Genomic DNA, 13,293 nt, shown 5'->3' on the forward strand with positions numbered 1-13,293 from the left:
TCAATCAGCGCCCCATAAGTGCGCACACTGCCGCCCCACCCACACCGCGACGCCTTTAGCATCCAGCAATTATCGTTGCCCACCGAGTTTGTCCCCCAACGCGCGAAGGACGCACCCCCAATGACGACCGACCATGGCCCAGAGTTCCTGCCCCCCATTCCCACCCGCCTGCCCATCCCCAAAGACCTCGACCCCACCGACGACGCGGCGCTGACCGCGATCTACCACCGTCCGCGCGTCGACCCGGCAGCCGGCCAGGGGCCAGACACCGCAAACATCATCGCCCTCACCGTTGCTCGCCCGGCGCGCACCCCGCACGAGCGGGCGCTGCTCTACCTCGACGCGCTCACGCACATGAACCGCGAGAACGCGGACCAATTCCTCCTCGAGCGCCGAGGCGCTTGGCACCTGGGCACCTTCGTCGTGCCCGCCGGGCTCATCACCGGCGCGGGTCTCATGCTTCTCGAGGTCGGCACGCCCGGGGCAAGCGCCCCCGACAAGCTCGACGGCCTGGGCCAGGACCGCACCCGTTGGCGCACGGCGCTGCGCTCCGCGGTCCCGCTGGTCCCCGAGGCGCTCCCCGAAGGCGCCCTCAGTGAACTCATCGCAGCGGTCCCCGGAGATATCAGCGCCGTCCATCCCCGTGGGCGGGTCGTCCACCAATCCCGATGGCACTCCCCCAACCTCGGCGTGGACATTCGTGCGTGGCTCGCGCCCGCCGCGCGAACCAGCGCGTACACGCTGCTGCTCACCGACGGCGGAGAGTACTTCGGCTCCACACCGATCATGCCCGCACTCGACGCGAGCAGCGCCCCGCCCACCGATGTGCTGGCCTTCGGCCCCGCCGAGCGCGAGGCCCGCGAGGCCGTCCTCGGCACCGATAAACTCGCGCTGTTCATCGACAAGGAGCTCCTGCCCTGGGCGCGCACCGTGCATCCCATCACGGGCGAGCTCGTCATCGCTGGCGGCTCACTTGGCGGGCTGGCCGCCGCGCGTCTCGTACGCACCCGCCCCGACCTAGTCCCCAACGCCATCGTGCAGTCCGCCGCCTTCTGGTGGCCCGACTATACCTTCGCCGAGCTTGAGGCCTGGAAGCGAAAGGCACAGGGGGACGAGACGGGAACTAACGCGGCCGACGCCTCTGCATTCCGCGTGTTTGCGGAGGTCGGCGCCTACGAGGGGTTCCTGCGCAAAGAGAACCGCAAGTTTGCCGCGCTGCTGCCCGCCACCACCGCCTTCCACCACACGCGGGAGTACCCCGGCGGGCACGATTACGTTTGTTGGCGGGCCGGCATCATTGACGGCCTACAGTGGTTGGCGGACACCCACAGCGCAGCTCGCGACACACAGCAAGAAAAGTAGGTTCACCCCACCAGGCAGCCGCACCGGCGCAGCGGAAAGACGCGCAGACCGACGAAGCCGACATCCCCGACCGCTATAACCAGATCGTCTGGATCAACCTGGAGTTGACCGGCCTGAGTATCCACAGCTACACCGTAGTGGAGATCGCCGCGCTGGTCACCGACGCAGAGCTGAACGCTACCTGGCGGTATTACTAGTCTCATCAGCACCTGCCACACCGTCCCCAACCAGACACGCGGCAAGGCCAAGGTGATCCAGATCATTAACCCCCAACGCACATGTGTGCCTGAAGGGTTGGATGAACTACTGCAGTTGGCTCGTACCCATCATCGTTGGCGCGAAGACCTCCTGGCGTTATTTGCCATCGCAGCACCTAACGGTCCGGTCGAAAAACTCAACGGCAAAGGTAAAATCGTGTCGGGAGTTGCCCTAGGATTCCAGCACCTAAGCCACTACATCGAGCGATCCTTCCTCCACAACGGAAGATTGCAATCAGGCATTTTTGCACTCTAATATGCGAAAGCTTGTAAATCCATCACTTAACTTATTTGACACCCTTCAGCCCACCCTCAACACCCTTTGGGAGCAAGGGGTCATTGTCGCCACAAAGTGGTCCACGTCCATTTTCGGAAACACCGATCTTGACACCTTGCACTCAAAAGTCTTCAAAGAATGTTCTTCTTTTTGCCCAATAGCTCTCCACAATGCGCCGATCCGAAAGACGGGCATCCAGTCATTTCGTCCATTGTGGATGTACCGTAACTCTTCCAATTCATAAACCGACGCCCCGTGCCGGCAGGTCATACTTGTTTTCGAATATAATATTCGAGCAACCCATTCCGACTTAAAGGTGCAGCGCCATAAAAACCATAATCCCGCCACAAAATTACTAACGCATACAACCAGATGTACACTCAGCTTAGCGTCACGGTGAGCAACCCCCTCCTGCACAAATCCGAAGAGCGCCGAGGCGATGGCGAAGAAAAGTACCGCAATCAACACCCTCCCAAAACCGCGATATTCTTGAGTTTGCCCTCCGCGCGGGCTTTTTTGCTTAACAAAATACAACGTCATCTCGGGCAACGCTGTCACCCAAAATAACACTAGCGTCGCTAGGGACGATGAGATTACTCCGATTGGGTATATGATCCCGTAATCAAGCCCGGATAAAGCTAGGGAAATTGAAGCCATAACCACGGGTGGCGTCCCAAGTACAAAAAAGGGAAGTAGAAACGCTAGCTTCATTTTTCTAGCCATCTTTAACGACTCGATTCCATGCATATTGGGCTGTTGTGGTTACTATTATTCCGGCACCCGCACCGGCGATCGCTGGCAACAAAACGGCTGCGACGGGCAGGGCACAGGGACTAACAGTGCAATTCCTGCCGCAGCTTCTGCCCTGCGAGTCCACCCGCAGTGTTCGTGACCACTGCCTCCGTAGGGTCCATACCTTCTTGAATATCAAGATACGCACCCGCAGCAGCCGCACCAGCACCCGTCGCCCTACCAGTCCACTTAGCTGTCTTGACAGCACTCTTCGACACCTCAGACACACCACGACCAGCACGCGCCTCAGCATCCGCAGACGCACGCACGGCACCCCAACCCGCACCGTCAACCGCACTGGCCATACCTAACCCAAGATCAGCATTCCCCCACGACGGGCCCTTCACCTCGCCTGTCTTGCCGTATTGATCTGGCTCCACGAACTCATCCTCAGCACCAATAACAGGATAACCCCGCTCATCCCACTCCAACTCACGCACATCAGCCAACCGATGGCCATCCTGATGCACACATTAACACCGTTAAAAATCACGCCACGGACAAAAGGTGCAACTTCAACAGTTAATGAACGCTTGGAAATGTACAGTCTAGCGCCTCATTTTAAATAGAATCTCCCACTTTCCCTCTATTTCAAACTCAAGCCTCTCCCGTATATCGATAACGTAACGGCCCGAACATCAACTTATGCCTTATCCCGCAGCTACCGATCAGAAAGCCGAAGCTTTGACCAGTTATTTCAAACCGGTTTTCCGCTCGATAAATGGCACCCTATTGCCGGGAATTAAGCGCCTTCATTGTGGCCACAAATTGCTCTAAGTCCAATGTGGGAAATAATGTTCTCGATACCTGCAATTCCGGGCTTTTGCGCTTTGTCCCTCATTACCGGCTCCATGTATCGGTTTCCATACGCCACCAATACGCACATTAGGCATCCAATCATCCCTGTAGTCCAGAATATAATTTAATTTCACCATTTCATAGTCTATCTCCCCATGTCGGTAAATCATAGTCGCGTTATTATATGACATCCTCGTCGCCCAGCCAGACTTAAAAGTGCAGTACCATGCAAACCAAACCGCGACTGCAAAATCGCAAATGCATATAACCACATAGCCCCCAAGTTTTGATTCATGCTTTGCCTGCGCCTCCCGTATAAATCCGATCATCATCAGGCCGCCAGAGAACAAAATGAAGCTGACTAATACATAACCATACCCACGATAATGCACTGTTTGCCCCTCTTCGGGTCCGTCCTTCTTAAGTAACGAAAAGGCAATTTCTGGCAACACGGCAGTCCAGAACAGAACTAAGGTTCCAAGAAAAGTGGAAATTACGCCTATAGGATAAACTATTCCGTATTCAATGCCTGATAAACCAAACCAGACCGAAGCCGCAATTATGACCGGCGTGCTAATGATTCCGATAGTGAGGGCAATGATACGCTTCGCTTTTCTAGTCATCATTGACTGCTCGATTCCATAGCAACTGCCCCAACTTTGTTGCGCCTACTCCGATAACCACCCCAGCAGCAACTGGCGCTAGAACAGCTGTCACGGGCGCGGTAGCCGGAATAAAGGCGGCAAGTGCCGCTGCGGCTCCTGCTCCTGCCAGTCCACCAGCAGTGTTGGTAACCACTGCCTCCGTGGGATCCATACCTTCTTGAATATCAAGATACGCACCCGCCGCAGCACCACCAGCACCCGTCGTCCTACCAGCCCACTTAGCTGTCTTGACGCCACTCTTCGACACCTCAGACACACCACGACCAGCCTGAGCCTCAGCATCCGCAGACGCACGCACAGCACCCCAACCCGCACCATCAACTGCACTGGTTATGCCTAACCGTGTTAGATAGCGGGAGTTTACGCCAGAGGCCTGCACGAGGTGAACCTTCATAAAATCGGTCTTTCAGTCAAAGGTTCTACCCCCGTGCAAAGCTGACGACTGTCTGGACCACACGATTTTCATATTCATTCAAGAGTGTCACGCTCCGATGCTGCGCTCAAAGCTCTTTGATCCGGCGGCATGGACAATATTTTGTACGCGTGACCTAATAGCGCGGGTGGAATGAACATAGCATTGAGCATAAATGATTCCAGTCTGCGTTTTTTCCCCTTGAAAGAAAAATAAAAGTAATTTTCGTCATCGTAGTCACAATCTATATGGATTGTCCTAACGCCCCTAAAAGTCCCCATCTCAACTTTATCAATTGGGCCGCATTGCTTAAGCTTCCTTCCTCCCCTAATCTCCAGAACCCCTGGCCTAACCAGTATGTATACGGATCGAAACTCTGGTAAGAAGATTAAACGGAAAATAAACGATACAACTGGAGGGAATAGTATTATCGATGCAATACGCATGCCAAGAAACAGTTCAGCCAACACTTCATTGGTTAAATTGAACCATGCTATTATGCATAAGGCTTCAAGGGGGATTGATATCGAATAGAAGAAGACTTCATACCGCGACCTGCATACTATCCGCTCCTCCGTAGCGCTAACCGCTGTTACTATGCAAGTAGGTAACCAGGATGGCTTGTACCTTAACGCCACCACAATTAGCGAGTTTACGAGAACCTGTAAGCATAGGATACAAAGGAGGAGATTAACTACTGCGTTCATCATTTCCATGCACTTTGAATTCCTTTAGTAGTGGCAACTCCCACAGCAGCTGAACTTATTGCGATTATTGCGAGAGCTGGCGCACCTACGGGGACAGAGGTTGCCGCCAATCCCATTATCGCAAGACTACCTGCAGCATAAGAGGCTGCTCCTCCTGCGGCGTTTGAAACCACAGCTTTCGTTGGGTCCATACCACCCTGAATATCCGACGCTGTCGTCGCAGCAACCGTCGCACCAGAAGACGCAGCCCCACCAACCCGAGCCGCTTTACCCAAGGCGGCCGCGTCTGCAGCACGACCACCCTCCTTCGCTGCAACCCGCTCCGCATTAGAGAAATTGAAATTATTCCCCGCATCCGCAGCAGCCACACCCACATCCTTAGCAGTCAAACCACCAAAATCCTGCCCACCAAGCTCACCAGTTTCGGCGTACTGGTCTGCGTCTACGAACTCATCCTCGGCACGAATATCAGGATAACCCTGCTCATCCCACCCCAACTCACGCACATCAGCCAACCGATTGCCATCCTGATGCACCCAATGCTGCTCACCATCATCACCATCCACACCAAATACCTTGGTGCCATCAGGCAGCCTGTACACCGGAGTGTCCACCCCATCAACCTGGGCCATCCCATTGATCCACCGGCCCTGATCATCCGTGAACACACCATCATGGATGTCCTGGCTAGCCGTCGCATTCTCCCACGGCACACCACCTTCACCCCTAGGTGGTGCAGGCACCCAGGAGTCCTCATCAACCTCAATACCTGTCGGGGAGCCATCCTCATTCCACCCCACATCCCCCACCACAGCCTGGCCACGCGAATCATCATCTAGCGTCCAGTCACTAGTCCCCTCACCCCGATTCGGGTGATCCACCAGATGCACCCCAGGAGCAACCTCAAAGGACCGCTGATCCTTCTCCTCGTTATAGTGGCCCTTGTTCTCAGTGCCCTGAGACGGATCCTCAAAATAACCGTCACCTCTGTTCCTCGGCCGGTAGTCAACATTATTGCCCTGGGCAGTGGGAGTCCTATTAGCCCAGTCTTTGCGATCCTGCTGCGGCAACGGCGTTTCCATCTCATCAATCGTATCGATGTTAATCGGGTTGCCATCCTTATCCCACTGCAGGGAAGCAACCGGAGTCGACTTCGTCATATCAGCAGAATCCTGCGTCCAATCACTACGCCCAGAACCATCATTACGCGGATGCTCACTCATCGTCCGGAATCCGCAAAAGTTCAAACACAGTGCCTATTTTGTTAGCAGGAATGAATAGTGGGTTTAGCATGAAAGAGTCTAACAAACGCTTTTTCCCCCGAAAGGAGAAATAGAAGAAATTTTCCTCGACAAATTTGCCTCCTATATGTATTGTCTCAGCGCCCATAAACTCTCCCATTTTAACATTATCTATAGGGCCAAGTTGTTTAAGCTTCCTACCTCCCGTGATTTCTAATTTTCCCGGCCCGATCAAAATATAAAGGTTACGAAACTGTTTTAAGAAGATCGTCCGATAAATATACACCAATACCGGAGGCAATAGGATGACCGAACCAATACGCATTAGTACCACCAGCTCGGCCAATACCGCGTTTGACAAATCAATCCAAGATATAAGACACAGCATTTCAAGATTGGTGGTTAACAAATATAGTAAGGCTTCGTATCGCGAACGGCATACCACCTGATCCTCCGCAACACTCACAGTTGCCACAACGCAAGAAGGTATCCATGAAGGCTTGTACTTTACCGCAAGCACAAGTAGCGAGTTTAGGAAGAACTGTAAGCATAGGGCCCAAAGAAGGATGCTAACTATGGCGTTCATCATTTCCAAGCCCTTTGTATTCCTTTAGTAGTGGCTACACCTACAGCTGCAGAACCAATAGCGATTAGCCCGAGAGCTCGAGCACCAACAGGAACCGCGAAGAACGCTAGTCCGGCTACAGCGAGACTAGTCGTGGCATATGATGCTGCTCCTCCTGCGGCGTTTGAAACCACAGCTTTCGTTGGGTCCATACCACCCTGAATATCCGACGCTGTCGTCGCAGCAACCGTCGCACCAGAAGACGCAGCCCCACCAACCCGAGCCGCTTTACCCAAGGCGGCCGCGTCTGCAGCACGACCACCCTCCTTCGCTGCAACCCGCTCCGCATTAGAGAAATTGAAATTATTCCCCGCATCCGCAGCAGCCACACCCACATCCTTAGCAGTCAAACCACCAAAATCCTGCCCACCGAGCTCACCAGTTTTGGCGTACTGGTCTGCGTCCACGAACTCATCCTCGGCAGGAATATCAGGATAACCCTGCTCATCCCACCCCAACTCACGCACATCAGCCAACCGATCGCCATCCTGATGCACCCAATGCCGCCTACCATCATCACCATCCACTCCAAAAATCACGGTGTCATCAGGCACCTGTACACCGGAGTATCCACCCCATCAGCCCCGCCAACCCATTAAACCAATCGTCCTAACCTACAGCACTACATTTTGGGGTCCCCCCTACCTTCCGGAGGAGAGCGAGCAGACATTAATGCACTCAAAATTGCAAAATCCAGTTAATGCATCACCTAAGGAGTTTAACGACCACATTGTCCAGCCTCAACCCCATTAGGAAGCAAAGAGGTCATTGTCTCCACAAAGTGGTCCACGTCCATTTTCGGAAACAACGATCTTGACACCTTGTACTCAAATGTCTGCAAGGAATAGCTTCCCGTTTCCCCCATAGCTCTCCACAATGCGCCGATCCGAACGACAGGCATCCAGTTATTTCGTCCATCGTGGATGTATCTCAAGTCGGCTATTTCGTAATATTTAGCGCCATAACGGCAACTCATACCTTGGTCTGAATATGACATTTTCGCCACCCACCCTGACCGGAATGTACAGTACCAGACATACCATAGCCCGAGTCCTAAGCTAACGAGGCACATGAACAGATAAACGCCCAGTTTGGACCCATGCTCACCTAAGGCTTCACGGGTAAATCCCGTCATCATCAAAAATCCAGTAAGAAAGAGTATCACAACCAAAATGTTGTTATAACTCTTGTATTGCTGGACTTTGTTTCCCTCTGGTCTTCTTCTTCTGACTAATACAAAAGATAATTCGGGTATAGCCGTAATCCAGTAAAGCGCCAGGACCGAATAGAAGAATGATACAACTCCAATCGGATAAATAACGCCATACCTCAAGCCCGATAGGCCGAATTGTACCGTGACGACCGCGAGTATTGGCGTACAAATAATGAGAAGTAGTGCCATTATTTCTGCCTTCATCTTCCTACTCATGGTCCACCACTCTATTCCAAATATATTGACCTCCTTTGGCCGCGCCTAAGGCTACTAAAGCTCCAAATACAGCCGGTGCTACAACAACCGCTACGGGTGCAGTGGCTGGAATCGCGGCAGCAAGGGCCGCTGCGGCTCCTGCTCCTGCCAGTCCACCTGCAGTATTCGTGACCACTGCCTCCGTAGGGTCCATACCATCTTGAATATCAAGATACGCACCCGCCGCAGCACCTCCAGCACCCGTCGTCCTACCAGCCCACTTAGCTGTCTTGACAGCACTCTTCGACACCTCAGACACACCACGACCAGCACGCGCCTCAGCATCCGCCGAAGCCCGCACAGCACCCCAACCCGCACCATCCACCGCACTGGCTATGCCTAGTCCAAGATCAGAGTTCCCCCACGACGGACCCTTTACCTCACCCTTGTGTCCATACTGGTCTGCGTCTACGAACTCATCCTCGGCACGAATATCAGGATAACCCTGCTCATCCCACCCCAACTCACGCACATCAGCCAACCGATTGCCATCCTGATGCACCCAATGCTGCTCACCATCATCACCATCCACACCAAATACCTTGGTGCCATCAGGCAGCCTGTACACCGGAGTGTCCACCCCATCAACCTGGGCCATCCCATTGATCCACCGGCCCTGATCATCCGTGAACACACCATCATGGATGTCCTGGCTAGCCGTCGCATTCTCCCACGGCACACCACCTTCACCCCTAGGTGGTGCAGGCACCCAGGAGTCCTCATCAACCTCAATACCTGTCGGGGAGCCATCCTCATTCCACCCCACATCCCCCACCACAGCCTGGCCACGCGAATCATCATCTAACGTCCAGTCACTAGTCCCCTCACCCCGATTCGGGTGATCCACCAGATGCACCCCAGGAGCAACCTCAAAGGACCGCTGATCCTTCTCCTCGTTATAGTGGCCCTTGTTCTCAGTGCCCTGAGACGGATCCTCAAAATAACCGTCACCTCTGTTCCTCGGCCGGTAGTCAACATTATTGCCCTGGGCAGTGGGAGTCCTATTAGCCCAGTCTTTGCGATCCTGCTGCGGCAACGGCGTTTCCATCTCATCAATCGTATCGATGTTAATCGGGTTGCCATCCTTATCCCACTGCAGGGAAGCAACCGGAGTCGACTTCGTCATATCAGCAGAATCCTGCGTCCAATCACTACGCCCAGAACCATCATTACGCGGATGCTCTGTCAGACTATTCCCATCAGGTAGAGGGAAGCTGCGCTGCCCGGTAACAGGATTGACCTCCATGTTCGGGTTATCAGCAGGATGATGAGACGGCACACCCGGATACTTGACCTGGTCATCCCGACCAGATCCACCAGACTTATCCTGCTGATCAGTCCTGTCTTGCTTGCCAGCCTTGTCCTTGTTGTCAGACTTATCCCGATTACTCGGCTTGTCCTGCTTACCCGGCTCCTGCTTCGCGGGCCTCTCCTGCTTGGCGGGCTTGTCCTGCTTGTCCTGATTACCTGGCTCCTGCTTGGCAGCCTTGTCCTTGTTGTCAGACTTATCCCGATTACTCGGCTTATCCTGCTTACCCGGCTCCTGCTTCGCGGGCGGGATCGGCCGGTCCTTGTTGTCAGCCTTATCCCGGTTAGCCGACTTGTCCCGCTTGTCAGCCTTGTCCTGCTTACCCGGCTCCTGCTTCGCGGGCTTGTCTTGTTTGTCCTGCTTGGCCGGCTTGTCCTGCTTGGCCGGCTTGTCCTGCTTACCCGGCTCCTGCTTAGGCTTGCTATCCCCACCGACGTCTTTTCGGTCTGGATCAGCAATCACCGGAAACACCGTCTCATGGCCCGGATCCACATGCTGGACCAACCGACCATCAGGATCAACCGTGTAATAGGTTTCCACCGGCCGACCCAAAGCGTCATACGCCCACGGCGCATCCACCTGGGATACCACCCGCCCGGAAGCATCCACCACATCAACACCCCCATCGCCTCGTTGCACCACCTGCCCGCCTTCAGGAACATCCACATCAAAAACATGCTCCCGCGGCGAATCAGGACCAGCCAACAACACCAACGACTGCTCATGGGTCGCACTCCACGGAATATCAACACGAGCAACACCGCGACGCCGCCGTGCCACCACAGCCCCCACACCACCAGCAACACCGCCCAAAACCCCCAACAACCCCACACCAGGACCACCAGTACCAGTGCTTCCGGCAGTGCTGTCGTCAGGCCTATTTACTTGACCTACCAGCCCACCAGACCCACCAGGGTTACGCCCACCAGCCCCGGAGTCCCCAGAACCATCGACAGAGTTTTTATGCTCACCCGCGGTGTCATGCTGTGGGCCACCAACAATCACACGACCGACCACACTCGGATCAAACCCACCCACATGGCCATGGCCAGAATCATCCACAGTAACGATATCCCCAGTCGCCCGGCCAGCATCATCAACAACAACCACCCGACCATCACCGGCACGACCCACCCGCACAGCAGCAGCCTCCTGGCCACCACCACGAGCAGGAGCCTGCTGATCAAGGTCGACAATCCAGGTTTCATCCACCGGAGCGACATCCACCCGCGGTTCCATCCCCCTACCACCGGTAGGACCATGTTGGGATTTACCAGCCGGCGGCCCAGGATGGTGCTCACGCGCCCCCGACAACCTCATATCATCACCATAGGCATTCGGCCGCTCCCCGAACCCATCCCAGGTGTGCGTCTCACGCGGCTGCGGCTCTTCCCACCGGTGGGTACGCTGATGGCCCGACCATTCCAAATCCTCACCACCGTGACCAGCAGGTGGCACCGGCTGGTTATCACCTGCAGGTTGCCCGGAAGGGGCAGGCACACCGACACATACATACGGCGGCCACGCCCCGGGAGGGGGAGTCTGGCCTGGGTGTGTGGCCTGCCAACTAGCAGCCATCGCCGCGTTGTACTGCTCGGTTTCGCGCTGGCAGCGCTCCTGCGGGGTTTCTTGGGCACCACCAACCCCTGCACCCATACCGATACCGGCAAGGCCACACGCAACGCCGACCACACTGACACCTATTAGCCGCACGTAGACCCGTGCCATAACAACCACCACAACCCTTTTACCTACAAAGACTTCTTTTGCCAGCGGCCCCACACAAAGGACGGGCCGCACCCCACCGGTGTATGTGTAACCCCCTTAATGGCGGGTTAGTTTGGTCCACAACGAGATAAAACTGCCCACCATCACCGCAGCGGCAATGATCATCGAGATCATGTAGAAAAACATGCCCGGCACATAGCCCACCCGGCCAATCAGCCAGGATAAATCCTGTGAGGCGGCGATAAGACCCACCGTGGCGACAAGTCCTGCCACCACACCGATCAGGTTGATCCACCATGCCACCCCAGGCCGGTCTGTTGTGCTAGCTGCCGGTTCCAGGGCTACCGGGGATAGTCCATGCTGACCCATCTGTCACACCTACCTGTTGACGCGTCGTTGAAGTCGATCAGCGGATCCTGCGCGGGTCGCCATACACATTGACTACATCCACACTCGTCGGGCTGGTGGTAGAAATCCGCACATAGGAGCGCACACTAACCGGGCCGGCACACCCATTGATCTGAATATGCGCCCCATCAAACCCACCAGCGCTGCGCTTAAAGTGCCCATCAATACCCCGGGACACCAGCGCCACATTACTTACCTTGCCCGGATCAAGATGACCACTAACCCGCGGGGAGATCTCTGCTTTGCCTTCCACCCCGCCTGCGGCTTTAGCCGTAGCATCCGCCCCAGCTTCGGCCTTAGCTGTTGCATCTGCTCCTGTTTCACCTTTAGCTTTCGCGTCCGCCCCTAGTGTGGCGTTGCCTTGCGGGAGTGTCACTGTGACTTCTGGGCCTGCCTGGCCGCCAAGGTTGACACTCGGGCCGCCTTCAACACCAACCTCACCATGCGGGCCGCCTTCAACACCCACATCACCATGCGGGGCTACCCCTAAGGTGGCGGCGATGTCGTAGTCGACTCCTTGGGAGATATCGACCCCGCAGCCAACCTGGTAGCCGGCCTCGAAGAAACCACCGGTCAGTTCTGGTTCGCCCTGCCCATCAATCCATACCCGTGCTGACAGGGTGCCAAAAGCCTCCCCGGTGGTTGCTGCCCCATCAAGTGGGGGGTTGATGTGGAGGGTTTCTTGTTCTTTAAGCGCGTGGAGTACCCACCCGTCGGCGGTGGTGCGTTCAAGGTAGCGATCCGGCAGTGGGGTATCCCCACCGGTGGCAGGTGCCGGCCAGGGCAGGTCGCCGGTAAGGGGCGTTGCGCTAGCTAGCCCGCCGGTCAGGGTTATCACGCTGATGAGGGTTGCAGTCCAGGCGAGGGTGGTGCGTTGTGGGGTGTGCATGCACTTTTCCTTTCGTGTGTTTTGCCCGCTGGTGCATTATTTGCTGTGCCGTGTGGGGCGTGTGTGACTGTTGTGGCGATGCTAACTCGCAGGCTGCAGTACCTGCAGGGGTGTCTGCGGGTTGGTGGTGGCGTGTTGTGGGTGGTGGTGTTTTTCCTGGCCGTATGGTTTATATGTAGCGGGTATCGGGCATGCCAACTGTGGTGCGCACCCCACATGTAGGGGGGTTGGTCGCCGTTTGGGCCGGGGTGGGCACGTGTTTATTACTGTGACGTGGGTGGTATTTTTATTCATCACCCACCGGCCATGAGTAACCTGCACCTATTGCTGTACATCACCGGATTGGATTGTGGTT

12 protein-coding genes are annotated in these 13,293 nt (G+C 55.5%); 2 read left to right on the forward strand and 10 right to left on the reverse strand.

Annotated features, from left to right (window positions below; genetic code table 11):
• Window positions 1-120 precede the first annotated feature (120 nt).
• Window positions 121-1,362 (forward strand): alpha/beta hydrolase, encoded by a 1,242-nt coding sequence (locus LH390_RS08990; protein WP_227281634.1) that lies wholly within the window; start codon window positions 121-123, stop codon window positions 1,360-1,362.
• A 249-nt stretch (window positions 1,363-1,611) separates the two neighbouring features.
• Complete coding sequence (locus LH390_RS08995) at window positions 1,612-1,875, forward strand: transposase (RefSeq protein ID WP_227281633.1); 264 nt, start codon at window positions 1,612-1,614, stop codon at window positions 1,873-1,875.
• Between the two features lie 45 nt (window positions 1,876-1,920).
• Here the strand turns inward: LH390_RS08995 and LH390_RS09000 are convergent, their stop codons facing one another.
• The 10 genes from LH390_RS09000 to LH390_RS09045 form a co-directional block, all read right to left on the reverse strand.
• Entirely contained in the window at window positions 1,921-2,454 is a 534-nt protein-coding gene (locus tag LH390_RS09000) for a hypothetical protein (protein ID WP_227281632.1), read from the reverse strand.
• 1,007 nt (window positions 2,455-3,461) lie between these two features.
• Window positions 3,462-4,112 (reverse strand): hypothetical protein, encoded by a 651-nt coding sequence (locus LH390_RS09005; RefSeq protein ID WP_227326813.1) that lies wholly within the window; start codon window positions 4,110-4,112, stop codon window positions 3,462-3,464.
• 507 nt (window positions 4,113-4,619) lie between these two features.
• Window positions 4,620-5,279: a hypothetical protein gene (locus LH390_RS09010; RefSeq protein WP_227281630.1), complete on the reverse strand. Its 660-nt coding sequence runs from the start codon at window positions 5,277-5,279 to the stop codon at window positions 4,620-4,622.
• Entirely contained in the window at window positions 5,270-6,430 is a 1,161-nt protein-coding gene (locus tag LH390_RS09015; protein WP_227326814.1) for a hypothetical protein, read from the reverse strand. Before LH390_RS09015 ends, LH390_RS09010 begins: the two co-directional genes overlap by 10 nt.
• Window positions 6,431-6,485: 55 nt before the next feature.
• Window positions 6,486-7,031, reverse strand: a complete 546-nt coding sequence (locus tag LH390_RS09020) for a hypothetical protein (protein ID WP_227281628.1) — start codon at window positions 7,029-7,031, stop codon at window positions 6,486-6,488.
• Window positions 7,032-7,096: 65 nt separating this feature from the next.
• Window positions 7,097-7,690 (reverse strand): hypothetical protein, encoded by a 594-nt coding sequence (locus LH390_RS09025; protein ID WP_227281627.1) that lies wholly within the window; start codon window positions 7,688-7,690, stop codon window positions 7,097-7,099.
• 164 nt (window positions 7,691-7,854) lie between these two features.
• Window positions 7,855-8,565 carry a hypothetical protein gene (locus LH390_RS09030; protein WP_227281626.1) on the reverse strand — a complete coding sequence of 237 codons (711 nt, stop codon included), beginning with the start codon at window positions 8,563-8,565 and terminating at the stop codon, window positions 7,855-7,857.
• Entirely contained in the window at window positions 8,558-11,140 is a 2,583-nt protein-coding gene (locus LH390_RS09035) for a hypothetical protein (RefSeq protein WP_227281625.1), read from the reverse strand. The genes LH390_RS09030 and LH390_RS09035 overlap by 8 nt, the downstream gene beginning before the upstream one ends.
• A 597-nt stretch (window positions 11,141-11,737) precedes the next feature.
• On the reverse strand, window positions 11,738-11,944 hold the full coding sequence (locus LH390_RS09040; RefSeq protein WP_227281624.1) for a hypothetical protein: 207 nt from the start codon (window positions 11,942-11,944) through the stop codon (window positions 11,738-11,740).
• Window positions 11,945-12,047: 103 nt separating this feature from the next.
• Window positions 12,048-12,938 carry an MspA family porin gene (locus LH390_RS09045; protein ID WP_227288203.1) on the reverse strand — a complete coding sequence of 297 codons (891 nt, stop codon included), beginning with the start codon at window positions 12,936-12,938 and terminating at the stop codon, window positions 12,048-12,050.
• Between the last annotated feature and the right edge of the window lie 355 nt (window positions 12,939-13,293).

Origin of the sequence: Corynebacterium uberis (assembly GCF_020616335.1) — a bacterium.
Lineage (GTDB): Bacteria > Actinomycetota > Actinomycetes > Mycobacteriales > Mycobacteriaceae > Corynebacterium > Corynebacterium uberis.

Bases quoted from the DNA above. Each gene is read 5' to 3' on its own strand.
- LH390_RS08990 (WP_227281634.1), top strand. From the start codon at position 121: ATGACGACCGACCATGGCCCAGAGTTCCTGCCCCCCATTCCCACCCGC.
- LH390_RS09005 (WP_227326813.1), bottom strand. From the start codon at position 4,112: ATGATGACTAGAAAAGCGAAGCGTATCATTGCCCTCACTATCGGAATC.
- LH390_RS09010 (WP_227281630.1), bottom strand. From the start codon at position 5,279: ATGGAAATGATGAACGCAGTAGTTAATCTCCTCCTTTGTATCCTATGC.
- LH390_RS09015 (WP_227326814.1), bottom strand. From the start codon at position 6,430: ATGACGAAGTCGACTCCGGTTGCTTCCCTGCAGTGGGATAAGGATGGC.
- LH390_RS09030 (WP_227281626.1), bottom strand. From the start codon at position 8,565: ATGAGTAGGAAGATGAAGGCAGAAATAATGGCACTACTTCTCATTATT.
- LH390_RS09045 (WP_227288203.1), bottom strand. From the start codon at position 12,938: ATGCACACCCCACAACGCACCACCCTCGCCTGGACTGCAACCCTCATC.